Source organism: Shimia sp. SK013 (assembly GCF_001292625.1).
In the GTDB taxonomy this organism is placed as follows: Bacteria; Pseudomonadota; Alphaproteobacteria; order Rhodobacterales; family Rhodobacteraceae; genus Shimia.
Genome location: NZ_LAJH01000009.1, coordinates 849,558 through 873,514 on the forward strand (window position 1 = coordinate 849,558; position 23,957 = coordinate 873,514).

At 57.4% G+C, this 23,957-nt stretch carries 28 protein-coding genes; 6 read left to right on the plus strand and 22 right to left on the minus strand.

Features of this window, described 5'->3' with window-relative positions; all coding sequences use genetic code 11:
• Window positions 1-13 precede the first annotated feature (13 nt).
• The 3 genes from SHIM_RS06735 to SHIM_RS19940 form a co-directional block, all read right to left on the minus strand.
• Window positions 14-439, minus strand: coding sequence for a hypothetical protein (locus SHIM_RS06735; protein ID WP_152926463.1), 426 nt, complete (start codon window positions 437-439; stop codon window positions 14-16).
• A gap of 41 nt (window positions 440-480) precedes the next feature.
• The gene (locus tag SHIM_RS06740; protein WP_152926464.1) at window positions 481-852 is read right to left on the minus strand and encodes a hypothetical protein; all 372 of its coding nucleotides are present in this window, start codon (window positions 850-852) and stop codon (window positions 481-483) included.
• Between the two features lie 87 nt (window positions 853-939).
• Window positions 940-1,365, minus strand: coding sequence for a GFA family protein (locus SHIM_RS19940; protein ID WP_241488804.1), 426 nt, complete (start codon window positions 1,363-1,365; stop codon window positions 940-942).
• 158 nt (window positions 1,366-1,523) lie between these two features.
• Between SHIM_RS19940 and SHIM_RS06750 the strand changes: the two genes are divergently transcribed.
• The 3 genes from SHIM_RS06750 to SHIM_RS06760 are packed head-to-tail and all read left to right on the plus strand — an operon-like array spanning window position 1,524 to window position 2,736.
• Entirely contained in the window at window positions 1,524-1,967 is a 444-nt protein-coding gene (locus SHIM_RS06750) for a hypothetical protein (RefSeq protein WP_152926465.1), read from the plus strand.
• Between the two features lie 12 nt (window positions 1,968-1,979).
• Window positions 1,980-2,324 carry an ArsR/SmtB family transcription factor gene (locus SHIM_RS06755; protein WP_054001792.1) on the plus strand — a complete coding sequence of 115 codons (345 nt, stop codon included), beginning with the start codon at window positions 1,980-1,982 and terminating at the stop codon, window positions 2,322-2,324.
• Entirely contained in the window at window positions 2,317-2,736 is a 420-nt protein-coding gene (locus tag SHIM_RS06760; protein ID WP_054002028.1) for an SRPBCC family protein, read from the plus strand. Before SHIM_RS06755 ends, SHIM_RS06760 begins: the two co-directional genes overlap by 8 nt.
• A 10-nt stretch (window positions 2,737-2,746) precedes the next feature.
• On the opposite strand, the gene SHIM_RS06765 is transcribed toward SHIM_RS06760, so the two are convergent.
• From SHIM_RS06765 to SHIM_RS06785, 5 genes are all read right to left on the minus strand, one after another.
• On the minus strand, window positions 2,747-3,082 hold the full coding sequence (locus SHIM_RS06765; RefSeq protein ID WP_054001793.1) for a hypothetical protein: 336 nt from the start codon (window positions 3,080-3,082) through the stop codon (window positions 2,747-2,749).
• Window positions 3,083-3,170: 88 nt separating this feature from the next.
• Entirely contained in the window at window positions 3,171-3,641 is a 471-nt protein-coding gene (gene nusB / locus SHIM_RS06770) for a transcription antitermination factor NusB (RefSeq protein WP_054001794.1), read from the minus strand.
• Window positions 3,638-4,189 (minus strand): 6,7-dimethyl-8-ribityllumazine synthase, encoded by a 552-nt coding sequence (locus SHIM_RS06775; RefSeq protein ID WP_054001795.1) that lies wholly within the window; start codon window positions 4,187-4,189, stop codon window positions 3,638-3,640. The genes nusB and SHIM_RS06775 overlap by 4 nt, the downstream gene beginning before the upstream one ends.
• A 3-nt stretch (window positions 4,190-4,192) precedes the next feature.
• Window positions 4,193-5,314, minus strand: a complete 1,122-nt coding sequence (gene ribB / locus SHIM_RS06780) for a 3,4-dihydroxy-2-butanone-4-phosphate synthase (protein ID WP_054002029.1) — start codon at window positions 5,312-5,314, stop codon at window positions 4,193-4,195.
• A 192-nt stretch (window positions 5,315-5,506) separates the two neighbouring features.
• Entirely contained in the window at window positions 5,507-6,097 is a 591-nt protein-coding gene (locus SHIM_RS06785; RefSeq protein ID WP_054001796.1) for a riboflavin synthase, read from the minus strand.
• A 161-nt stretch (window positions 6,098-6,258) separates the two neighbouring features.
• Here SHIM_RS06785 and SHIM_RS06790 point away from each other — a divergent pair, with 161 nt between their 5' ends.
• The 3 genes from SHIM_RS06790 to SHIM_RS06800 all read left to right on the plus strand — a co-directional run bounded on the left by SHIM_RS06790 (window position 6,259) and on the right by SHIM_RS06800 (window position 10,818).
• Window positions 6,259-7,551, plus strand: a complete 1,293-nt coding sequence (locus tag SHIM_RS06790; RefSeq protein ID WP_054001797.1) for a capsule biosynthesis protein — start codon at window positions 6,259-6,261, stop codon at window positions 7,549-7,551.
• A 96-nt stretch (window positions 7,552-7,647) separates the two neighbouring features.
• Window positions 7,648-8,784, plus strand: a complete 1,137-nt coding sequence (locus tag SHIM_RS06795) for a polysaccharide biosynthesis/export family protein (protein ID WP_446740598.1) — start codon at window positions 7,648-7,650, stop codon at window positions 8,782-8,784.
• 15 nt (window positions 8,785-8,799) lie between these two features.
• Window positions 8,800-10,818, plus strand: a complete 2,019-nt coding sequence (locus tag SHIM_RS06800) for a capsular polysaccharide biosynthesis protein (RefSeq protein ID WP_054001799.1) — start codon at window positions 8,800-8,802, stop codon at window positions 10,816-10,818.
• Window positions 10,819-10,828: 10 nt separating this feature from the next.
• Here SHIM_RS06800 and ribD read toward each other — a convergent pair whose 3' ends face one another.
• From ribD to SHIM_RS06870, 14 genes are all read right to left on the minus strand, one after another.
• Window positions 10,829-11,908, minus strand: a complete 1,080-nt coding sequence (ribD, locus tag SHIM_RS06805) for a bifunctional diaminohydroxyphosphoribosylaminopyrimidine deaminase/5-amino-6-(5-phosphoribosylamino)uracil reductase RibD (RefSeq protein WP_054002030.1) — start codon at window positions 11,906-11,908, stop codon at window positions 10,829-10,831.
• A gap of 20 nt (window positions 11,909-11,928) precedes the next feature.
• The gene (gene nrdR, locus SHIM_RS06810) at window positions 11,929-12,396 is read right to left on the minus strand and encodes a transcriptional regulator NrdR (protein ID WP_054001800.1); all 468 of its coding nucleotides are present in this window, start codon (window positions 12,394-12,396) and stop codon (window positions 11,929-11,931) included.
• A 358-nt stretch (window positions 12,397-12,754) separates the two neighbouring features.
• Window positions 12,755-13,030 (minus strand): HlyU family transcriptional regulator, encoded by a 276-nt coding sequence (locus tag SHIM_RS06815; protein ID WP_054001801.1) that lies wholly within the window; start codon window positions 13,028-13,030, stop codon window positions 12,755-12,757.
• Complete coding sequence (locus SHIM_RS06820; protein ID WP_054001802.1) at window positions 13,017-13,463, minus strand: secondary thiamine-phosphate synthase enzyme YjbQ; 447 nt, start codon at window positions 13,461-13,463, stop codon at window positions 13,017-13,019. The genes SHIM_RS06815 and SHIM_RS06820 overlap by 14 nt, the downstream gene beginning before the upstream one ends.
• Window positions 13,464-13,514: 51 nt before the next feature.
• Window positions 13,515-13,907, minus strand: coding sequence for a hypothetical protein (locus SHIM_RS06825; RefSeq protein ID WP_054001803.1), 393 nt, complete (start codon window positions 13,905-13,907; stop codon window positions 13,515-13,517).
• A 70-nt stretch (window positions 13,908-13,977) separates the two neighbouring features.
• Complete coding sequence (locus SHIM_RS06830; RefSeq protein ID WP_152926466.1) at window positions 13,978-14,358, minus strand: hypothetical protein; 381 nt, start codon at window positions 14,356-14,358, stop codon at window positions 13,978-13,980.
• Between the two features lie 43 nt (window positions 14,359-14,401).
• Window positions 14,402-14,800 carry a hypothetical protein gene (locus SHIM_RS06835; protein WP_054001805.1) on the minus strand — a complete coding sequence of 133 codons (399 nt, stop codon included), beginning with the start codon at window positions 14,798-14,800 and terminating at the stop codon, window positions 14,402-14,404.
• Window positions 14,801-15,036: 236 nt separating this feature from the next.
• Window positions 15,037-15,528 (minus strand): YbjN domain-containing protein, encoded by a 492-nt coding sequence (locus SHIM_RS06840; RefSeq protein WP_054001806.1) that lies wholly within the window; start codon window positions 15,526-15,528, stop codon window positions 15,037-15,039.
• A gap of 142 nt (window positions 15,529-15,670) precedes the next feature.
• The gene (gene rpoD / locus SHIM_RS06845) at window positions 15,671-17,650 is read right to left on the minus strand and encodes an RNA polymerase sigma factor RpoD (protein ID WP_054001807.1); all 1,980 of its coding nucleotides are present in this window, start codon (window positions 17,648-17,650) and stop codon (window positions 15,671-15,673) included.
• Between the two features lie 116 nt (window positions 17,651-17,766).
• Window positions 17,767-19,734: a DNA primase gene (gene dnaG, locus SHIM_RS06850; protein WP_054001808.1), complete on the minus strand. Its 1,968-nt coding sequence runs from the start codon at window positions 19,732-19,734 to the stop codon at window positions 17,767-17,769.
• An 88-nt stretch (window positions 19,735-19,822) separates the two neighbouring features.
• Window positions 19,823-20,170: a hypothetical protein gene (locus SHIM_RS06855; protein ID WP_054001809.1), complete on the minus strand. Its 348-nt coding sequence runs from the start codon at window positions 20,168-20,170 to the stop codon at window positions 19,823-19,825.
• A 34-nt stretch (window positions 20,171-20,204) separates the two neighbouring features.
• Entirely contained in the window at window positions 20,205-20,756 is a 552-nt protein-coding gene (locus SHIM_RS06860; protein WP_054001810.1) for a sarcosine oxidase subunit gamma, read from the minus strand.
• The gene (locus tag SHIM_RS06865; RefSeq protein WP_054001811.1) at window positions 20,749-23,679 is read right to left on the minus strand and encodes a sarcosine oxidase subunit alpha family protein; all 2,931 of its coding nucleotides are present in this window, start codon (window positions 23,677-23,679) and stop codon (window positions 20,749-20,751) included. The genes SHIM_RS06860 and SHIM_RS06865 overlap by 8 nt, the downstream gene beginning before the upstream one ends.
• Window positions 23,676-23,948 carry a sarcosine oxidase subunit delta gene (locus SHIM_RS06870; protein ID WP_054001812.1) on the minus strand — a complete coding sequence of 91 codons (273 nt, stop codon included), beginning with the start codon at window positions 23,946-23,948 and terminating at the stop codon, window positions 23,676-23,678. Before SHIM_RS06870 ends, SHIM_RS06865 begins: the two co-directional genes overlap by 4 nt.
• Window positions 23,949-23,957 lie beyond the last annotated feature (9 nt).

Genomic DNA, 23,957 nt, shown 5'->3' on the forward strand with positions numbered 1-23,957 from the left:
TTTTGGTCAGTCATCAGTTCACGGAATAAACGACACGAAGAAATTTCTCACCTTCTTGTTCGTATTTAACTTTTGCCCAAAGTCCAATCAACATCTCTTCATCAGACACTTGCCTCAGGAAGTCTTGGGATTTTCTCACCCAGCCACTTTCAAGATATTCATCGGCATTTGTGCGCTTTGGCGTGAAATCAGAGAACCTGAGATACAGATACACAAATGCCATTAGTTGGCGCTTACCGATCGAAATCAGGTAATTTTCGATATCCAGTGCGGCTGACTGAACCGGATCAAAACGGTTATCCCGAGCCGCCCGCTCAAGTTTGACAAACAAAGCAAACAGCTTCTGATCATTCAACGTCAACTGGCCATCAACGGTTCTTTCAACCCCGTGAGCCATGAGTTTGTCTTTTACGAATTGATATATTGGAACCGTAGCCATACGTGTGCCTTTTGCATTGTGACCTGAAAACTTGCAAAGCCCTAAAGTGTTTTTTTGGCCCACAAATTCTCAAGCTTGCGCCCGTCCACCCACAGTTCCGGTGCATACACACCCGGAGAATACACCACGACACAGTCGTCCCTTTGGGCAACTGTCAACGTGCGTTCCGGGACGGTTTGGTCATTCATATGAAGGAAATAGACATCGCAGACCTCTCCTGGCGACAATTCATAGATTTCCAGATGAGGTTCAATCAAAATGTCCAACACGTCATCATCGGTTTCATTCGCTATTTGAAGAATTGGCACGTCAAACTTCGCAGTGCCCTCAACACTCGGTTTTTGTCTACTGCGAAAGACATACAAAGCTGCAAAGGCCGCAACCAGCACCAAAATCCACATACTGCCCATCAATCAACGGCTCCGATTCCCTTGCCCATTCTTTCGGTTAGAGCTTATTGAATTTTCGCTCCCTTAAAAGTGTCACCCACGCCGAAACTTTCACTCATACGCACTCAAATCCTCCGGCGCATGCAGAAGCGTTGAGTCATACTTCGTCAGATCATCTTCCATCACCAACCATGGCAACTTGTCCTTCCAGTTCACATGAAAGGTCGGATTGAACTTGGTCGGGTCCTCTAACGACGCGGCGTAGAGATGCATCCCACCCGCATAGTGATCCGCTTCAAATCCCATGGGCGCGCCGCAATCAGAGCAAAAGTGGCGATAGACCCCCTTTGAGCTTTCCAGCGTTTTGGGCGCCTGCCCCGTCCAGCGAAAGTTTCTAAGCGGCACGCCAAGCCACGCCACCACGGGCGCGGAACAATTGCGTCGGCAGTCGTCGCAGTGGCAATAACACTCCCACGTGCTCGCGGCCTCATATTCCCAAGTGGTTTTCCTGCAAAAACAAAATCCGCGCGTTGTCATGACATCCCCCAATGTTTTCAAAAGGCTAGGACGCCGAAATTGGGCGTTGCCCGTCAAAAGCGACATCCCAAACTCGCAGAGCGTAGCGCCTACCATTGACATGATACTTTTAGGTATCATATAAAAGATACCAAATGGTATCACTTCAGGAGATCAGAATGCCGCTCAAAACCCAGAGTACCGACGCAAACTACTGTGCCACGATTTCGGTTCCGACCGACGTCGCAACCGCACGCGCCGCGATATTTGACGACATGCACATCTGGTGGACCAATCGCGCCGAGCGCACGCCATCTGGCGTGACGGTTCGGTTCAACAACAGCCATGCCAGCTTTGCTTTTGACGCTGAAAATCCCCTGACATGGCTGTGCACCGACGCGCATATGATCATCAACGATTATGATCCGGCCGAATGGATTGGCACGCGCTTGCGATGGGGCATCACCCAAACACAAACCGGGTGCGACATCACGCTGGAACATGTGGGGCTGAACGCCAATCTCGCCTGCCTCGATGTCTGCACCCGCGGCTGGGAAAGCTTCTTTGAAGCCAGCCTCAAAGCACATTTGTCCGGCGGCACCCCTGCCCCCGAAACCAAGTAACCGGAGCCCAAAATGCCGCCAAACCTACAACCCGTGTTCCGCGCCCTAGGCGACCCAACCCGCCGCGATATCCTGCGCATGTTGGGACAGGAACCAATGACCATTGCCGAAGTATCAGAGCACTTCGACATGACCCGCGCCGCCGTCAAAAAGCATCTGGTGATGCTGTCTGATGGCGGGTTGATCGACGTGAAACCCCGCGGACGGGAAAAAGTGAATTCCCTCAACGCGGCCGCGCTGAAACCGGTTTTTGACTGGCTCAGCTGGTTCGACAAATTCTGGGACGACCGCCTCGACGCTTTGAAAACTGCCATTGAAAAGGATCAATCACATGACACTGGACGCCACAATGACTGAACTATCGCTCGACACCACCATTCGCAAATCCGTCTTTCTGGCCGCGCCCAAAGCCCGGGTGTGGGACTTTCTGACCAAGGCCGATCTGCTCGGAAACTGGTTTCACCCTGCTGATGCCGACTTGACCGAGGGCGAGGGCTACATGCTGCGCTCGCAAAAAGACGGCGACAAGATGTGTTGGGGCAAAGTCGAAGAGGCCAAGCCGCACGACTATATGAAATGGACATTTACCGTCGGTCCGATGGAGGGCGCGATGACAACCGTGGAATGGCATCTGCACGAGGCACCAGGCGGCACGCGCTTGTCGCTGGTGCACAGCGGGCTGCCAAAAAATGTGGACGCATTCGGACTTGTGATGGCACTCGACAAGGGTTGGCACGGGTTCCTGTCAAATCTGCACGGCATGGAATGACCGGTTTGCGTCAGCGGTGGACATCCCGCTGGCGCACGTGGCGCTCTGGTGTGATTTTCACCGGCACAGCCTCTGTGAGTTCAACCGACAGCGCATCGCGATTGCCGCCACCCGGCCTGTCGTCATCACGCGCCAAGCGCATGATCGAGATGCCAAACTGCACGCCGGCAAAAACAATCCCATTGAGAAACCACAACATCAAGAGCGCGACATAGCCGCCGGATGTGTTGGTAATCAAATGGGCGAGATTGGCCACATTGGCCCACAAAAGCAGCGCGACAAACCCAGCAGAGAGTGCAAAACCAATCAAGACTTGAGTGATATAAAGTCGAATGAGCTTTGGCACGACGGCCCCCTTTCCCTCAGGAAAGTCTACGCCCTAATCGAAACTGAACAAAATCACTTCGCCGCGACAAAGCCGCGCGGCGACATGTTCAGAACGCTTCGGGTCTGGCCTCACGCGCCATATGATCCAGCACAGCATTCACGAACTTAGGTTCTTTGCCTTCGGGAAAGAATGCAGTCGCGATGGCCACATATTCCGAAATCACCACTTTGGGCGGCGTGGTGCTTTGCACCAATTCGGCGCCTGAGGCGCGGAACAAGGCACGCAAAGTTGGATCAATGCGATCAATCGGCCAAGCTGTCGCCAACGCGCGGTCGGTCATCTGATCAATTTGCGCCTGATAGTTAACCGCATCGCCAAGGGTTTTTACAAACAGATCGTGGTCGCCCTCGATCATGTCAGAAGCATCGTCAACCGCGGCGCCAAACCGGTGATCCAGAAACTCGACACGCACCTGCTCCACGGTCTGGCTGGAGGCTTCCATCTGAAACAGCGCCTGCACCGCATAAAGGCGGGAAGCGGATTTCATTTTGCGTTTCTGGTTGCCGGAAAGGGTCATGCGGTTGGATTGTCCTTGAGTTCACCAGCGAGCTTGTATTCCTCAGAATCCGGCAGAAACCCGACTCCTTTTCGCTGAGCGCCCCACTTACGGCCCAACGCAATAAGATGCAAGGCCGCAGCCGCCGCGCCGCCACCTTTGTTCTGGTCCGCCGGATCTGCGCGCACTTCGGCCTGTTTGCGGTTTTCCACAGTCAGGATTCCGTTGCCAATGCACAGTCCTTGAAGACCAAGCAACTGGATAGCTCGACTGCTGTCGTTGCAGACGGTTTCATAATGCGTGGTTTCACCGCGAATGACGCAGCCAAGCGCAACGTAGCCGTCAAAATTGGACATGCGTTCCGCAATACCAATGGCGGTCGGGATTTCCAACGCACCGGGAACTTGAACAACCTCATAGGAACCGCCAGCAGCTTCGATTTCAGCCACGGCTCCGGCCAGCATATTGTCGGCGATGTCTTTGTAGTAAGGCGACATAACGATGGCGAGCTTGACCGGCTTGTCAAATTCCGCACGCGGCATGATGTAGTGTTTTTCGGCACCGGCCATGACTTATCCTTCCGACAAAATCGGGCGTGTGCCCACAATAGAAAGCCCGTAAGCGTCCAACCCGAGATACTTTGTCTGCGGGCTGTCCGTCAGCAAAATCAGCTCTGTTGCGCCGAGGTTGGACAAAATTTGTGCGCCCAAACCGGTGCGCTTGACCGTGCGGGGGCCTTCATCCTCGTCGGCATAGAGGCTGTGGCGCGGCTCACGGAACAGGCAAATCGCGCCCCGGCCCTCGGCCGCGATCTTTTCCATCGCAGCGGGCAATTCGCGGGTTGATTTTGGGCCCAACCCCAAAATGTCGCTGGCTTCGTGCATGGCGTGCGTACGCACCAAAACCGGCGCGTCTGTTGTGATGTCACCTTTGATCATCACCACATGTTCTACGCCGTGAATCTGGTCCGTGAAAATCCGCATATCCCAATCACCGCCGTACTCGGAGGCCACGGTTTCGCGTTTGGTTTCGACCACTTCGTTGTCGTTGCGGGATCGATACGTGATCAGGTCACTGATCGTGCCGATCTTGAGGTCGTGCTTTTTGGCAAACGCCACCAGTTCCGGCAGACGCGACATGGTACCGTCCTCGTTCATGATCTCGCAGATCACAGCGCTCGGGTGGCAGCCCGCCAGTCGGGAAATATCGACAGAGGCTTCGGTATGGCCTGCACGCACCAACACGCCGCCCCGTTTGGCACGCAGCGGAAAGACATGGCCCGGTGTGGCAAGACTGGCCATTGTGTTTTGTTCGTTGATCGCAGTCGCGATGGTCAGCGCACGATCGCCCGCCGAGATCCCAGTGCTGACGCCTTCCCGCGCTTCAATCGAAACAGTGAAGGCCGTTTCATGGCGAGACGAGTTGTTCACCGCCATCATCGGCAATCCGAGACGGTCAATACGCTCGGCAGTCATCGGCAGGCATATCAATCCGCGACCATAGAGGGCCATAAAGTTAACCGCATCCGCATCGGCAAATTCGGCCGGAATGATCAGGTCACCTTCGTTCTCGCGATCTTCGTGATCCACAAGAATATACATTTTGCCAGCGCGCGCGTCGGCAATGATGTCTTCAATGGGGCTGATGGCGTCGCGCAGGCTTTGCTCAACGGGGCCAGGATTTTCAAAGGACATGGGCAGTCTCCGTCTGTTGCCGCTCAGATAGACCATGCCCGCCACGATTGCCAGTGCGCGCGCGACGGGATTTTGTTCAAAAACGCAAAGACTCTGCGCGATTGTGCGGCTCTGCGCGGAGATCCTCCCACCATCTTTGGCCTTCCTTCAGAAGGGCCGCAGATGTTGGGCCCGGCTCAGCTGTCGCTGAGCCTAGCCGCCCATTTCCGCCAGACGCGCCACATAGCGGGCCAGCGTATCAATCTCCAGGTTGATGCCGTCACCAACCTTGGCCTGCCCCCATGTGGTGACTTCTTTGGTGTGTGGAATGATGTTGATGCCAAAGTCACAACCATCGACCTCGTTCACCGTAAGCGACGTGCCGTTCAGCGCCACAGACCCCTTGGGGGCGATAAACTTGGCCAGTGTCTCAGGCGCACGGAATGTAAACCGCGTGCTGTCACCTTCGTCTCGCATCGCAACCAGTTGCGCCACGCCATCCACGTGACCGGACACGATGTGGCCGCCCAACTCGTCTCCCACCTTGAGCGCGCGTTCAAGATTGACGGCTTTGCCTTCAACCCAGCTCCCGAGATTGGTCTTGGAAACTGTTTCAGCGCTGATTTCGACGTCGTACCAATCAGGGCCCAACTCCACGACTGTCAGGCACACGCCGTCGCTGGCAATCGACGCACCCAGATCGATACCTGCGGTGTCGTAACCTGTGCCAATGCGCGCCCGCAGGTCTCCGCGTTTCTCCAGCGCACGTATCTCGCCGATGTCAGTGATGATTCCCGTGAACATAGGGGCTCCTCGGATTAACTTTTTTGTCCCGAACAGACCTACGCGCGCCGCCCCAAGGACACAACCCATCCCCAGATCACGGCACACCGCGTGAAATGCCCTAATTTTGCCGCACCGGATGACTAACGTATGCTTTCAAATTGATCTATAACAGCAGCCTAATGACCTCAGAACACGACACAAAACGCGTATTTCTGTTCCTGCAAGGACCGCATGGCCCGTTTTTCCGCAGGCTCGCCCGGATGCTGCAACGCTCCGGCGCGGACGTGTGGCGCGTTGGCTTTAACGCCGGCGACAGCGTCTTTTGGCCCAACCGCGCGACCTTCCTGCCATACCGTGGCACGCTTGAAGCATGGCAGGCACATTTCCGCGAACTGGCCGCTGACAAAGGCATCACAGATATTGTGCTTTACGGAGACGTGCGCCCGATACACGCCCAAGCGATTGCTGCCGCCAAGGACATGGGGCTTGGCATCCACGTCTTTGAAGAAGGGTACTTGCGCCCATACTGGGTGACCTATGAGCGTGGCGGATCCAACGGCCATTCTCGCCTGATGTCGATGTCGATCCCGCAGATGCAAGACGCGCTGGACGGCGCCGATCTTGAAACGCCAATGCCACCTGGTCATTGGGGCGACATGCGCCAGCACGTGTTTTACGGCGCGCTCTACCATTTCTTTGTGATGTTCGCGAACCGGCGGTATCGCAACTTTCGCCCACACCGCGCGCTCAGCGTGGCTCAGGAATTCCAGCTTTATATAAAACGTCTGGTCCTGATGCCGTTTCTGGCCATCGATCGACGGATCTCGACGTTGCGAATCCGGTTTGGCGGGTTTCCGTACCATCTTGCTTTGCTGCAACTGGAACACGACAGCAGCTTTCAGCAGCACTCGCCTTTTGACAGCATGACCGATTTTCTTGCCCTTGTGATCGAAAACTTCGCGCAAGGCGCACCCAAGCACCATCATTTGGTGTTCAAAGCCCACCCGCTTGAGGACGGGCGGGCGCCGCTGCGGCGCGAAATCAAGAAACTGGCACGTGAACATGGCGTCACCGGTCGCGTCCATTGGGTGCGCGGCGGCAAGCTGGCGCAGCTTTTGAACGACGCGCGCACGGCTGTAACAGTGAACTCTACGGCCGCGCAACAGGTGCTTTGGCGCGGTATTCCGCTCAAAGTGTTTGGCGATGCGGTCTACAATCAGCCCGAGTTTGTCAGCACCCAGCCTCTTTCGGATTTCTTTGCAGGTGCGGGGCGTCCAGACAATCAGGCATACAAGGTCTTTCGCCGCTATTTGCTGGAAACCAGCCAAGTTGCCGGCGGATTTTACTCCTCGGGTGGGCGACGTCAGCTGCTTCGACAAGTTGTCGACATGATGCTCTCCCCCCATGATCCATACGAAGCCCTTGACGCGGGAACAGCGGCACCAAGGCAACAGTTGCGGCTTGTGAAGTAGAGCCCACAAGGTCTAGCGCTGGATTTTTGGTTTGGATTCCGCTAAGTTGCAGTCAAAACCTGAGGCAGAATAAAAACAGGTCGAGGAGACCGAGCAGTGAAATCCTTAGAAACACGATGGGCGAAGTCCGTCGCGGTCCTTGCGGTTACAGCAATGATCGCGTCCTGCTCTATCATTCCGCGTCCCGGTCCCAACAAGCGCGAAATCTACGCGGGATCTGTGCAAAAAGAAGGCGACGCATTTGTTGTGGCCGTAAATGATCGCGTCACGCGGGCCACCGCGGTGGTGCCGGCACTTGGGTTTGACGACAAATTCAAGAACGCCGGACAGCTTGGATCCGACACCATTCGTCCCGGCGATATCCTTTCGCTCACCATTTGGGAAAACGTGGACAAGCCCCTGCTTGGTCCCGAAGGTCAGGTCGCTGCGATTCTCGAAGAAGTGCAAGTTGACGGCGCAGGGTTCATCTTTGTGCCTTATGCGGGCCGCATCCGCGCAGCTGGCAACACGCCCGAAGGCATCCGCCGCATCATTTCCGCCAAGCTCGAAGAACAGACACCTGATCCGCAGGTCGAAGTGCGCCGCGCTGCTGGCGATGGCGCCACAGTTTCGCTGGTCGGCACCGTCGGTGCCCAAGGCGTCTATCCGATCGAACGTCCCACCCGCACGTTGTCGACCATGCTGGCCCATGCCGGTGGTGTGACCATCGTGCCGGAAATTGCCCAGATCACGGTGCTGCGCAGCGGTACATCGGGCAAAATCTGGTTTCAGGATCTTTATGAGCACCCCGAACTCGACATCGCCCTGCGTGGTGGTGACCGCATTCTTGTCGAAGAAGACACCCGCGCCTTTACCGCACTTGGCGCGACCGGCACCCAAAGCCGGGTGAGTTTCTTCACCAAAGACCTTTCTGCCATCGAGGCAATCGCACAAGTCGGCGGTTTGCTGGCCACCACCAGCGACCCCACCGGCGTTTTTGTCTTCCGCAACGAGGCCGAGCCTGTGACCAATCAAGTGTTGGGACGCAGCGATCTGAGCGGCGCGCAGCGTATGGTCTATGTGCTCGATCTGACCAAGCCCAACGGCATGTTCATGGCGCGCGACTTTGTGATCCGCGACGGCGACACGCTTTATGTCACTGAAGCACCGATCACCACGTGGAACAAAACCATTGCCGCCATCACCGGCACGGCCACTTCGGCTGACACGCTCAGCTCGCTTGGCAGCCTCTAAGAGGCCCGCCTTGACGTGAGTGACGAAACCAAAATCAAAGCCGCCGGCGACACCCCTCCCCGGCGGCTTTTTGCATTCAACGGCGGCTTTTTCCAGCAAAAGCGGCTGCGCCGGATGATTGCGCTGGCAGGCTATGACCTGCGCTTTGGCAAACCCTCCGCCGATGACCTGATCGCCATCTGGGGCCAAAGCCCAACCAGCCATCGCGGCGCAACTGTCGCTGAGCACACCGGTGCTGAGCGTGTGTTTTTTGAAGACGCGCTGCTGCGCTCCCTGCATCCGGGTCGCGTCGCCAAAGAGCCGCCCATCGGCTTGATGATCGACACCAAAGCCCCGCACTTTGACCCTGCCACACCGTCTGATCTGGAAACACTACTGGCCACACATCCGCTGGACGACACAGCACTTCTCAATCGCGCGCGCGGCGCGGCGGCGCGCATCAAAGAAGCACATTTGACCAAATACGCGGCGGTGGAGACTAATCTCCCACTGCCGGAACCGGGTTATGTTTTGGTGATTGACCAGACCTTTGGCGACGCCTCTGTCACGGCCTCCGCCCCAGGTGACAACATCGCGCAAAGCCGCTTTCGCGAAATGCTGATCATGGCGCAGGAAGAGCATCCCGGATGCCGCGTTCTGATCAAGACCCACCCCGAAACCCAACATGGCACACGCCAAGGCTACTTTGGGCCAGATGACGAAACCGCGCGCGTTTCACTCTACTGCGAGCCCATCAGCCCATGGCATTTGTTCGAAGGTGCGGTGGGCGTTTATACGTTTTCCTCTCAACTCGGGTTTGAAGCGATTTATGCCGGCCACAAACCGCGCGTCTTTGGGCAGCCTTTCTATGCCGGTTGGGGTCTGACGTCCGATGAATACCCCGTGCCGCGTCGTCAGCGGCAATTGACCCGCACGCAGCTTTTTGCCGCCGCCATGATCTTATATCCCACCTGGTATGATCCCTGCCGTGATCAGCTTTGCGAGTTGGAAGACGCACTCGAACAACTCGCCGCACAAACCCGCACTTGGCGGGAAGACCGTCACGGCTGGACCGCCCACAGCATGCGTCTTTGGAAACGCAAACCTTTGCAGGGTTTCTTTGGCGCGCATAAACCTCTGATATTTGACCGTACCCGCGACGACCGCCCCGCGATGGTCTGGGCCAGCAAGGCGGGCCCAGACGGCGCGACGCGCGTCGAAGACGGCTTTCTGCGCTCGCGTGGGCTTGGCGCAGAACTTGTGCCGCCGCTGTCGTTGGTCTGTGACAATCTCGGGATCTATTACGACCCGACGCAAGAAAGCCGGCTGGAGCGTTTGATCACGCATCGCACCGACCTGCGCACCGATCAGACCTTGCGCGCGGACACTCTCATGGCTGCTCTGCGCAGGCTTGGCATTAGCAAATACAATCTGGGGGGCGACATGCCCGCCTTGCCAAAGGGTCACCGCATTCTTGTGCCCGGACAAGTCGAAGACGACGCGTCTATTCTTACCGGCACCACGGATGTGCGCACCAACGGTGATCTCTTAGCGGCCACCCGCGCCGCCAATCCCGACGCCGTGATCCTCTATAAACCGCACCCTGACATTGCAGCCGGTCTGAGAAATGGTGCCATCCCTCGCGACGCGACCAGCGCCGCCGACCTGGTGCTGTCCGACGTGGATATGGCCGCCCTTCTTGAACAAGTTGACGCGGTCTGGACCATGACGTCGCTCACCGGATTTGAGGCGTTGTTGCGCGGCAAGTCTGTCACCACATATGGCGCACCGTTTTACGCTGGCTGGGGCCTGACGGATGATCGCGGCGCAGTGCCGCCCCGCCGACAAGCCAGACCAAGCCTGCAAGGCTTGGTGCACGCCACATTGATTGATTATCCGCGCTACTTTGATCCGGTGACCGGCCTGCCCTGCCCCGTTGAAGTTAGTGTGGATCGCCTTGCAACAGGAGACATCCCGCATCCCGGCTGGTCCAACCGGACCCTCTCAAAGCTACAGGGCGCATTGGCCAGTTACAGCTGGATCTGGCGACGCTGAGCGACAGCGTTTAGTGCGGCTCCATCCGATGCCACACCGACATCACGTCTTGTCCCACAGGCCTTTGCGACACAAGATCAAATCGCGGCGCTTCGGCCAACCGTTCAATCCCCATCGCGCCGATTGCAGGGTGGCCTTCGGCGCCCATCACCATACCCGCGTTAAACGTGATCAGCTCATCCACCAAATCCGCTGCGAGCAATGACGCCGCCAGCGAGCCACCGCCTTCACAGAACACGCGCGTTAGCCCCTTGGCAGCCAAAGCCGTCAATACCGAGGCTGGAGAAAGCTGCGCGCGCTCCAGATCACAGGACAATAGCTCCGCCCCCAAATCCTGCCACGTCTTTTGCAGGGTCGGGTCGGCATCTGCGCCATGCGCAATCCAAAGCGGCACATCCTTGGCGGTGCGCGCCAGTGTGCTCATCAAAGGCAGATCCAACCGCCGAGACACAACCACGCGCACGGGCTGACGGTGCACGCCCATGTCGCGCACGGTCAAGGACGGGTCATCAACGCGCGCTGTGCCGCCGCCCACCATGACCGCGTCATGACGCATACGCATCGCATGCACTTCACGCCGCGCAGGCGCGCCCGTAATCCACCGGCTTTCGCCTGTGGCGGTGGCAATGCGGCCATCCAGAGTACTGGCAAGCTTTAGCGTCAGGAAAGGACGCCCCAAATCTGTTTTCAGGAAAAATCCCTGTAAATCGCGGGCGGCTTCGTCTGCCAAAACGCCGGTCTCAACCGCGATCCCCGCGTCGCGCAGCATCGTCAAGCCGCGCCCTGAAACCCGTGCGTCACTGTCCTCAACGGCCACGACCACCCGCGCCACTTTTGCGGCAATCAACGCGTCTGCACAGGGAGGCGTCTGGCCGTGATGGGCGCAAGGCTCCAACGTCACATAGGCTGTCGCGCCGCGTGCGGCCTCACCGGCTTGCGCAAGGGCTACCGGTTCCGCGTGTGGCCGTCCGCCGGGCTGGGTCCATCCTCGGCCCACGACGCGACCATCCTTCACGATGACACAGCCCACTGCGGGGTTTGGCCAGCATTGGCCTTGCCCGCGCCGCCCCAAGGACAGCGCAAGCGCCATGTACCGATTGTCGGACAAGTTCACTCCTCAGGTGTTGTGTTCGGACGCAACTCTGAGACAAATTTATCAAAATCGTCGGCCGCCTGAAAGTTTTTATAGACGCTAGCGAACCGGACATAAGACACGGTGTCGATCCGCGCGAGCGCTTCCATGACGATCTCGCCGATCGTATGGCTGTGAATGTCGGTTTCGCCCATACTTTCCAGCCGTCGCACGATGCCACTGATCATCTGGTCAATGCGCTCTGGCTCCACGGGCCGTTTCTGCATGGAAATCCGAATTGACCGCTCCAGCTTGTCACGGTCAAAATCTTCGCGCCGGCCGTTTGATTTGACAACAACCAGATCGCGCAGCTGCACACGTTCATAGGTGGTAAACCGCCCACCGCACGCCGGGCAAAACCTGCGGCGTCTGATCGAAACATGATCCTCCGCCGGACGGGAGTCTTTCACCTGTGTATCAATATTTCCGCAAAACGGACAGCGCATGGGCCTTCCCTTCGTTCGTCTGCTCTTAGTTTACCGCCTGTGTTGGGGTTTGCCCCCAGTTATCCACAGCTACTATAGGGCAGCTACAATTCTTTGTGTAGTGACAATCGCGCACCTCAAGATAAGCCGCATTTTTGACTAGGGGGAAAAATTCTTGGCCATTCCCCTGTTACAAATTTGCGCGCCGCACCTATATAGAATTCAAAGGCGCTTCCCCGCCTTCAATTCATGAAAAAACGCCGTCATATTTGCGATATGACGGCGTTTTCTTTTGTGTCATTGGACATTTGGACCTGCGGACCGGTCCTGACATTTGACAAGAGGTCCCTTTTTCCATGCAACCGACTTTGTCAGACTATCAAAACAACGCGTTGCCCATCTGGTCGATCAATTGCTTGGCTTTGCGCACGGACATGTCCGTGGCTTCATCTAAATCGCGGATCACATCGGCGCGGATCAATTCGTGACGTTTTTCCTCGCCGTCGATCAACGCTTCGATACGCGCCGACACGCGAAACTGCCCGCCCTCGGCAATAGGCGTCGGCGTAATGGTGAAGCCCGCATATTCTTGACTTTCAGCCTTGGGTGACGGCGCCTCACCGCCTCCCCCGAACAGACGTTTAAACAAGCTCATTCTCGTCTCCCAGCCCCCCCGTCAACGCGGCAACCACATGCCGCACGTGCGGTGCGTTTCTATGTTCAAAAAGGTAAATTCCCTGCCATGTGCCTAACATCATGCGTCCCGCGTGAACAGGCACGCTTAGGCTCACAGGCATCATCGCCGCCTTGATATGCGCGGGCATATCATCTGGACCTTCATAGGTGTGCTTCAGATATGACATTGCCGGATCGGTCGTGGGCGGCACCAGGCGGTGAAAGAACGCCTGCAGATCACGTTGCACATCAGGATCAGCGTTTTCCTGTATCAGAAGGCTGCAACTGGTGTGCTGCACAAACAGCGTTAAAACGCCGTCTTGTACGCGAGACAGCGCCAACCAGCGTGCAATGTCTGCGGTGAATTCATAAAGCCCCGCCCCGCGTGTCGTTAAGTCAAAAACAGTGTGCATTGACGCAGCTTATTGCGGTGATTGAATTCTTCAACCGCTTCTTTACACTGACTAGCCGTCAATCTCTTTTATACATCGCCGTTTGCCTTGACTCACCGACATATTGCTGCCGATTTGGGCCAAATCCGTGCTGGAAAGAGCACGGGAGACAAGGGCCGGATCTGGCCGGTATGTGAAAGCGACCGCCCGCTCTCCGGCCTCGGTTCTGCTTGGCCCCATGGCAGCGCTTACATACAGCCGATCTCTATGGCTCGCGCCTCTTTTGAGCGCTTCACGAGCGGCGGAACACCAAAAATAGTCCGCCTTAGGTGACCATTTGTTCACCACCTCAAAGCTGCCTGCTTCGGGCAAGGCATTCACTGGATTTTTGAGGGCATTGGTGTTGGCCGTCGCAGGCAAACTGCCCGCGACAACCGCTGCGAACGCAACCAGAACTGTCTTCATAACGCTCTCCTCTTTGGGGTGATTACGTTGAACAACCCTGTTTGGATGACCCCAAATCCTTGCTGATAAACTACAAGAAGTCTGGCTCGCGTGTGCAACGACGATTTGCGGACGAAAGAGTCAAACTGTTTCCCACACCGCGCACGCTGCTGCGACCGGTCCGTGGCTGCGCAAGCTGTTCCTGCGTTGGACGGAAAGTAAAAGTGATGGTTTCTGGTGCCCCAGACACGCCCACAACATACAATCTATCCTTCCAGCCTGCACCGCGCGACAAGGCGCCTTTTGCGGCGGCACACCACAGATCATCGTCACGTGACGACCATTTGTTGATCACGGCAATGCTACCTGGCCCTGCATCGACCACCGGAATGGGTTGGTCTGTCCGTTGTTGGGCAGCGGCCGGCAGCGTCAACAAGGCCACCGCGGCAAATGTAAAAATACTCTTGTTCATATTGTATACTCCGTTGCCGGGCTTTGCCCGGATCATTTGTTGATCAGAAGAAATCCAATTCCCGCTGACACCGCCGGTTCGCCGAATTAAGTGTCAGGCTGTTGCCGACTCCCCGCACGCTGCTGCGACCGGTTGACCCTTGCGCAAGCAGCTCTTGCGTCGGGCGCAAGGTAAAGGTGATGGTTTCGGAGCCATATTGAGACTGAGCCGCGCTGGTCACTCCCGTAACATAAAGCCGATCCTTCCAGGCTGCACCACGCTCGCGCGCGGCACGGGCGGCGGCGCACCAAATGTCATCATCGCGTGAGGCCCACTTGTTAACGACAGCAAAGCTGCCGGAACCTGCATCGGCCACCGGATTTCTGTATTGAGACTTTTGAGCCAGCGCAGGTGTTGCCACCGTGGCGGCCACGACAAAAGCAATAAGTTTTTGAGCAGTCATTTAATTCCTCCTAATCATACTTACGAGGTCTGCGTCCAAATGGATGACGCGCCCACAAAATCGTGAATACACTCAAACTAAACGCGCAGATGACAAAGCGCCATGAAAGCTCGGTCAGATTTCCGTGACTTGCGTCGGGATGCGGCCTGCCGCGCGTCTCGGGCCCACAAAAAACGGGCGCTGATCACATCAGCGCCCGTCCTTTTCAGCACAAGAAGCCGAAACTATAACGTTTATCAGTAGTCGATGAAGTCGCTGAATTCGTCCAGCGCGCTGGTCCAGTCGTACAATACGTCCGAGAAATGTTCATGGGACACGCCCTGATCAATGGCCACATAGAGATCCAGGAACGGGTCTTCTTCGCTGTCCAGATAACCGCGCCCAACCAGTTTCCGGCGATTCCAGTCATTCATTTCAGAATAGGACGACCCGTCGGAAAGATCGAACCCGGCACTGAAGTTCAGAGAGGTGCAATTTTCCTTGTCTCCGTCACAACCATAAAACCAAATTGTGAAATTTACCTCGCCATAAGACGATCTGATTCTGGTACGGCCGCTCGAAGATGTGTCCATCTGAGCGTCAAAACCTTCCTCGTTAAGCGCATCAACCACGGTACCCGGCGAAGATGCTCTCACCATGTGCGCATTGGCGACGTCTGCACTGCTGACAACCAGTCCAAGGCTCAGAACACATCCAAGTACGAAAGGCGTAAGTTTTTGAAATGTCATGTTGTTTCCCTCAATTTACGTCGCAGAAGTTAGGATGCAAACCCTAGCCTGTAAAGAAGCCAAATTGCGAGTGATTTGCCGCAGACAACAAAAAAGGCACGCGCCATTTCCTGCGCGTGCCTTGATGTAACTTTCGACAGTCTTACTGATCCAAGAACGACCGCAGCTTGCGGCTCCGGCTTGGATGTTTGAGCTTGCGCAGCGCCTTCGCTTCGATCTGACGAATACGTTCACGCGTTACGCTGAACTGCTGTCCAACCTCTTCGAGCGTGTGGTCTGTGTTCATGCCGATGCCAAAACGCATCCGCAGCACACGCTCTTCGCGTGGTGTAAGCGACGCCAGAACGCGAGTCGTGGTTTCCTTGAGGTTTTCCTGAATGGCGCTGTCCAGCGGCAGCACGGCATTCTTGTCCTCGATGAAATCGCCCAACTGGCTGTCTTCCTCGTCGCCGATCGGCGTCTCGAGCGAGATCGGCTCCTTGGCGATTTTCATCACCTTGCGGACTTTCTCCAGCGGCATCTGCAGCTTTTCAGCCAGCTCTTCCGGGGTCGGTTCGCGGCCAATTTCATGCAGCATCTGACGGCCGGTCCGCACCAGCTTGTTGATCGTTTCGATCATGTGCACCGGAATACGGATGGTACGGGCTTGGTCTGCAATCGAGCGGGTGATCGCCTGACGGATCCACCATGTCGCATAGGTCGAGAATTTGTAGCCGCGACGGTATTCAAATTTGTCCACCGCCTTCATAAGGCCAATGTTGCCCTCTTGAATGAGATCAAGGAATTGCAGGCCACGGTTGGTGTATTTTTTGGCGATCGAGATCACGAGGCGCAGGTTGGCTTCGACCATCTCTTTCTTGGCCTGACGGGCTTCTTTTTCGCCCTTCTGAACCTGCTGCACGATGCGGCGGAATTCAGGGATGTCCAGACCAACATACTGACCAACTTGCGCCATGTCCGCGCGCAGCTCTTCGACTTTCTCGACCGAGCGTTCCATGAACATCTGCCAGCCACGACCGGCCTTCTGGCTCATGTCTTCAAGCCAAGTCGGGTCAAGTTCGCGACCGCGATACGCTTCGATGAACTCGCGGCGGTTAATGCGGGCTTGGTCCGCAAGCTTCACCATCGCGCTGTCAATCTGCATCACGCGGCGGTTGATGCCATAAAGCTGGTCAATCAACGCTTCGATACGATTGTTGTGCAGGTGCAGTTCGTTGACCAACTCGACAATCTCAGACCGCAGCTTCTGGTACTTCGCTTCAGCCTTGTCCGAGAAACTGTCGTCCTCGTTCAGCGTGGCGGAAATCCGCGCGTCCTGCATTTCGCTAAGCAAGGCAAAGTCGCGGGCAATGATGTCGAGGGTTTCCAGAACCCGCGGTTTAAGCGCAGCTTCCATTGCAGCCAACGACATGTTGGCCTGCTCGTCTTCGTCATCGTCGTCGTCTTTGGCAATCGGGTTGCCGTCCGCGTCGAGTTCCTGGGCTTCTTCTTTTTTCGGAGCCGAAGTCTCATTGGCCGCTTCTACAACCGGCGTCTGCACTTCCTCTTCTTCACCCATCTGGTCGCCGAACGTGGTCTCAAGATCGATCACGTCGCGCAGAAGAATGTCTTCGGAGAGAAGTTCGTCACGCCAGATTGTGATCGCCTGAAAGGTCAGCGGGCTTTCACACAGACCGGCGATCATTGTATTGCGGCCAGCTTCGATGCGTTTCGCAATCGCGATCTCGCCCTCGCGGCTCAACAGCTCAACGCTGCCCATCTCGCGCAGATACATCCGGACAGGGTCGTCCGTGCGGTCGAGCTTCTCGGAACCGCCCGCAGACAAAGCCACACCACGGTTCGCAGATGACGCGTCCACAACCGCTGTCGATTTGGCTTCTTCTTCTTCTTCTTCGTCTTCAATGATGTTGATGCCCATTTCGGACAGCATCGACATCACGTCCTCGATTTGCTCAGAACTCACTTGATCGGGCGGCAGAACCTGGTTCAGCTGATCGTAAGTGATATAGCCCTTCTCCCGGGCCTCGGCGATCATCTTCTTGACGGCGGTCTGGCTCATATCGAGCGAATGTTCGGCGTCCTGATCGGCGGGCTTCTGGTCGTCGGTGTCCTTGGCGGCCATGTAGTACTCCTACGAGTTCGGGCTAGATGATTCGTTTGAACCGAATCAACCTTGGTGTGAGGTGATTCGCAACCCCGATAACACTGAGTCGCTTACGTGTTTCTCAACAGTGCGTCCTAATTGCGTCGCGGCCGACCGCCTCTGGTGAAATCAATCGTGTCTCTCAGTGCATCAAGTGCTGCGCGTTCATCCTTGTCTATCGAGGCGCCATTGTCCCCTACGGCGTAGTCCGCGTTGTCCTCCTGACGGCTGAGCAACGCGTTATTTCTGGCTTCCGCGGCCTGCCCCAACCGCCAGGTCACAGCCTCATCAGCCACGCCTTGAAGGTCTTCTTCGGCTTCCGCGATTTCCGCAGTCAGCCCCCGTTCGGTCTTAAGCTTCGCCAACTCTTCGGTCAGCGTCAAACGCGCAAGCTCCATATCTCCGGGATTTCGCACCGCGGGGGTGATGGCCACATAGGGTTGGCGCAGCAGGTTTTCAACTGCCTCATGCCCCAAAGCGGCTTCAACAGCCGCCCTTGGGTCAGGAGAGTTGGCATTGCGCATCAAAACGTCACGTATCCGCGCAGTGTCATCGCTCAGGCAATCCATCGTTTCTATGGCGTAATCAAAATCATCCAGCACCTCCGGCGTGACTAGGGCCACTGCCAAAACAACCGCCTCTCGCACGCGGTGCTCCACTGCGCCCTGCCCACCTGCAAGCATCGACGCTTTGGTGTGCTCCTGCACAATCGGTCCGGTTTTCCAGCGACCGCCATCACGCTTGAACGTGCGCCCACCGCCACCGCTGTTGTTGCGCTGCCCGCGAAACAACTGCCAGCGCAGGTCTTTAATGGCATCACCATAATGTTGCCGGATCGACGGATCTTTGATCAGCTTGATCTTTTCGCGCAGCGTCTTGTCCAGCGCGGCTTTGCGCTCGGGACTGTCAAACACCTTGCCTTCGATCTCGCGCCGCCACAGCAGGCTCACCATCGGTACGGCCTGATCCAGGACTTTCTGCACCGCACTTGGGCCTTTCGCGCGAATAAGATCATCAGGGTCTTGCCCTTCAGGCATAACCGCAAAGCGCAGCGATTTCCCTGCCTCCAGCAGCGGCAAGGCAAGGTCAACAACCCGCATCGCCGCGCGAATACCCGCCTTGTCGCCATCAAGCGCAATGATCGGCTCATCGGAAATGCGCCACAAAAGCTGCAACTGGTTGTCCGTCACCGCCGTGCCCAGCGGCGCAACCGATGCGCCAAAACCGGCTTCGGCCAAGGCAATCACATCCATGTAGCCTTCTGCCACGACCAACGGCTGGCCCTTGCCCGCCGCTTCGCGCGCGGGTCCGTGGTGATAAAGGTTGCGCCCCTTGTCAAACAATTCGGTTTCCGGCGAGTTCAGGTATTTCGCGTTGTCATTGGGATCCATCGCCCGGCCCCCAAAGGCCACGCAGCGTCCGCGCGCGTCGCGGATCGGAAACATAATGCGATTGCGAAAAACATCATACGGCTTGCCACCCTTGCTGGACGGTTTGCCCAACCCTGCGCCGATGATCAGCTCCGGTTCCACGCCTTTGCCCGTCAGGTGATCCCAAAGGCCTTGCCAGCCGTCCGGCGCAAAACCGATCTCAAACCGGTCCCGCGTCTGTTGCGTCAGCTTGCGTCGATCGAGATAATCCCGCGCCGCGCCGCCTGCCCCGGTGTTCAACATCAGGCGATAGTGCTGAACCGCAATCTCCATGACCTCGGCCAACTGCGTGCGTTTGTCGGCCTTTTGTTGCGCTTGCGGGTCACGTTCGGGCATCGGCATCCCGGCCTCATCCGCCAGAATACGGATCGCTTCCATAAACCCGACGTTCTCGGTTTCCTGCACAAACCCGATCGCATCACCCTTGGCGTGACAGCCAAAGCAGTAATAAAATCCTTTGCGGTCATCTACATGAAATGACGCGGTTTTTTCGTGGTGAAACGGACACGGCGCCCACATGTCGCCCTTGCCCTGATTGGACTTGCGCTGATCCCACATCACCTTGCGCCCCACCACCTGTGTCAGGCTGGTGCGGCTGCGCAGTTCGTCAAGAAATCCGGGAGGCAAGCTCATAGCAGTCATCATAAAGTGCCGACGCGGCCAAAGTCCATAGAACCCGGCCGCGCCTCATATCAGAAACTTGTGGATAACCGCCCCGCGATCAGCCCTTTTGAATGGCCTGAATGCGGTCCCAGCTTTCAAGGCATTGCGCCTCGGCTGTTTCGCCAAGATCGACCTTTTTCAGGTCGCGCTTTTTCTGGCTGTAAACAAAATCCACCACCTGTGGCATGGCCTCGGCCAAACCTTCCGGCCAATCCGGATTGGCTCCCATAACGGTCTCGACCGCTTCGTCTTGCTTGACCTTGTCCAGCCGTGCCTGCTGCACCGCACCCATGACCTCACCTTGTAGCTTGCACGAGTCCTCTTTCTCACCGGCCATCACTGGCCCCGCCAAAGAAACGCCCAGCGCCAAAGCCGCCGCACCGCGTAGAAAAACAGAAACAGTCATGGGTCGTCCTTCACCTATTACACGCGCAAAAATGTCAGCCCGCGCCCCGCGCTGCAACCCCTTTCATCGCAGTCTCGAGTTCGTGAACCAATGTCACCGCCATCGACCGGAACGCCATGATCTGAAACGTGTTGTCGCCAACGCGCGTGATCGACACCATCAGATGCTGCATCATCGTGCGCGCGGTATGGCCGCGCCTGAACGTACTTGCCCGCAAATCCACTGGCACCAATCGCGCGAGCACATCCTCGGCGCCGACGCCTTCCAGTCGAACCACTGCCCAAGCATCGCTCTGGTCTGTGATCGCCGCAAATGTGCCCAGCGCCATATCGCTGTCCGGACCAATTAACATCGCTTGCCCTTGGCCAAACCAGACCGCCCGCGCGCCCTCTTTGCCGGTCGCGCGGTTGGCAGCCGGAAACGTCACGCCATGCGCCGCCTTTAACGCATCAGACAAGGCTTTCTCCTGTCCTTTAAAGGGCGCCAGCGACGTCATCGCGCCCGCATCCACTTCGCTTAGCGTTACACCGCCGGCCTTCACCGGCAACAGTCCCGCACAGGGCGTCTTTGCACTCAACTCAGCCACGTACGCGCCCTCCTTCAGGATCAAAGAACACCGGATCGCAAACTTCACATCGGGTCGTTACGCCGCGCAGATGGTCCACCATCATCACCTCATCGCCATGCCGCGCCCGCCCGTTGCGCAAGAAGGCAAACCCAAGAAAACTCTGCATCGTCGGTGAGAACCCGACCGAGGTCGTATAGCCCAGCTCGTTTTCACGCGTTGGTTCTGCACCGACGTCAAACAGATGCGCGCCAGCTGTGAGTTGCTTGACCGGTCCAACCGGTTTCAACCCCACCAGCTGTTCTCGCTCATCGCCGTGCAATCCGGGCCGCTCGCTCATGGTCTTGCCGACACAGTCTTTTTTGGCGCTGACCATACGTCCCATGCCCACATCAAACGCCGTCGTCCGCCCGTGAATTTCCGCGTGGGTGATAAAGCCCTTCTCGATGCGCAACACATTGAGCGCTTCCATCCCGTACGCCCCACCGCCCATAGTCGCGGCCTTGGTAACCATCTTGCGATATAGGCTTTCACCATACCGCGCAGGCACCGCGATCTCATAGGCATGCTCGCCTGAGAACGAAATCCGAAACAGCCGGCCTTTGATGCCCTGCACGGTGATCTCGCCACATCCCATGAACGGGAAGCTGTCGTTGTCGATGTCTTCATTTACCAGCGTATTCAACAGCTCACGCGACTTCGGTCCCGCAACCGCAAACTGTGCCCATTGCTCGGTCGTGGAAATCATCGCCACGTCCAGTTCAGGCCGCAGGCATTGATGCACATATTCAAGATGCCGCATTACCGGCCCAGCCGCCGCCGTGGTGGTGGTCATCACAAAATGGCTCTCGCCCCACCGTGCTGTGGTGCCGTCATCCATCACGGTGCCATCTTCGCGCAGCATCAAACCATATCGCACCCGCCCAACTTTGAGCGTGCTGAACATGTTGCAATAAACAAAATCAAGGAACTCTGCCGCATCAGCCCCCTGAATGTCGATCTTGCCCAATGTGGACACGTCACAAATCCCGACAGCTTCGCGCACCATGGTCACTTCGCGATCACAGCTCTGCCGCCACGTGGTTTCGCCAGCCGCCGGATAGTAGCTCGGCCGATACCACAACCCAGCCTCGATCATGGGCGCACCGGCGTCGACGCTGGCCTTGTGGCTGGTGGTGAACCGCTGCGGCGCAAACCCGTCGCCCTGCGCACCCGCGCCCAGCGCAGCAATGCTCACCGGCACAAAAGGAGGACGGAACGTTGTGGTGCCCGTCTCGGGAATGCCGCGGCCGGTTGCATCCGCCAACACCGCAAGTGCGCCGACGTTGGAGTTCTTGCCCTGATCAGGCGACATGCCCTGCGTGGTGTAGCGCTTCATATGCTCGACCGAGCGAAAGTTTTCTTTCGCGGCCTGCTTCACATCTTTGACGGTCACGTCGTTCTGAAAATCCAGCCACGCACGCCCCTTGCCGCCGACCGCCCACAAAGGTGTCACATTATACGGCGCGTCTTCGGCCGCTGGCACCTCAATCGCACCCACAGTCATGCCCAGCGCCTCAAGCGCGGCGCCTGCAGCCGCCGCGCCTTCGCGCAACGCTGCATGGGTTGAAAAGCTGCCCTGACAGGCTCCCGCAGTGGTCATGCCGGGGATCATGCCGTCTGTCGACACAAAGCTCTGAATGTCCTCGCGCCACACAGGCCGCCCGTTCATGTGGCACGTCAGATGCACACTCGGGTTCCAACCGCCTGACACGGCCAGACAATCTGTCGCCACCTTCTCCTCGCCGCTCATCGTGCGATAGGTCACGCTCTCAAGCGCCTTGCGCCCACCGGCGTTACAGACCTCGGCACCTTTGACCATCGGATAATCGCCACTGTCGGGCGCATCGCGTCGGCTGTCGATCACCATCGCCACATGCACTCCGGCAGCGATCAGATCGCGTGCGGTTTTGTGACCGCTGTCGTTGTTGGAGAACACCGTCACCGCCTTACCCGGCGCCACGCCATAGCGGTTTACGTAGGTCCGCACCGCACTCGCCGTCATGATGCCCGGCCGGTCGTTGTTTTCAAAGGCAATCGGGCGCTCAATCGCTCCCGCGCAAAGGACCGAGCGTTTCGCAACAATGCGCCAAAAGCATTCCTTTGGCCGCCCGCCCGCATTGGCAAGGTGATGGCTCACCCTCTCAATCGCGCCGAATGTGCCCTGATCATAGGCCCCTGTGACCGTGGTGCGGGTCATCAGACGTACATTTGGCATCGCCTCCAATTCGTCGACAGCCTGCGCCGCCCAGACCGCGCCACCCATGCCGCCAACGTCACCCGCATCCCCGTTCAAACGCCCGCCCATAAGGCTGTCTTCGTCGGCCAAGATCACCTCGGCGCCCGCGCGCGCCGCTGTCAAAGCCGCCATAAGGCCGGATGGCCCTGCCCCGATCACCAAAAGGTCGCAGAAAGCAAATGCCTTTTCATAACTGTCGGGATTGTGCTGTTTGCTCAGCGCGCCCAAACCGGCAGCGCGCCGGATGATGGGCTCATAAAACTTCTCCCAGAACGCCTTGGGCCACATGAACGTCTTGTAGTAAAACCCGGCCCCCAGAAACGGCGCCGCAAAATCATTCGCCGCCAACAGATCGACATCCAGAGTGGGCCAGCGGTTCTGGCTGCGCGTTTCAAGTCCTGCAAAAATTTCCTGCTGTGTGGCACGGATATTCGGGTCCTGCTGCGCGCCACTGCCCACCGTGATCAGCGCATTGGCCTCTTCCGAACCTGCCCCCATCACACCACGCGGTCGATGATACTTAAAAGACCGCGCGACCAATTTCACATCATTGGCCAAAAGGGCGGACGCGACGGTATCGCCCGCATACCCATGCACCGGCTGTCCATCAAAGGCAAACGTCACCCGCTGGCTGCGATCCACCAAACCTTTTCCGTCAATCCTCATGCGCTTGCCTCTTTCACTTTGGAGGCCAATTCGCATCCCAAAACCTCGTGCGTCACTGTGTTACGTGTGACAACAATCCACGCGCCACAGCCGCCTTCGTGATACCAAAGGTCCCGCGTAACACCCGCTGGGTTGTCGCGGTTGTGCACATAGTCGTCCCAGACAACATCGCTTGCTTCCGGATCAGGGCGCTGCAATGCCACCGCATCCCCGACATAGTAAAATTCGCGCCGGTCGCGCTCTCCGCAATTTGGACAGGTCAATCTCATTGCGCGTCC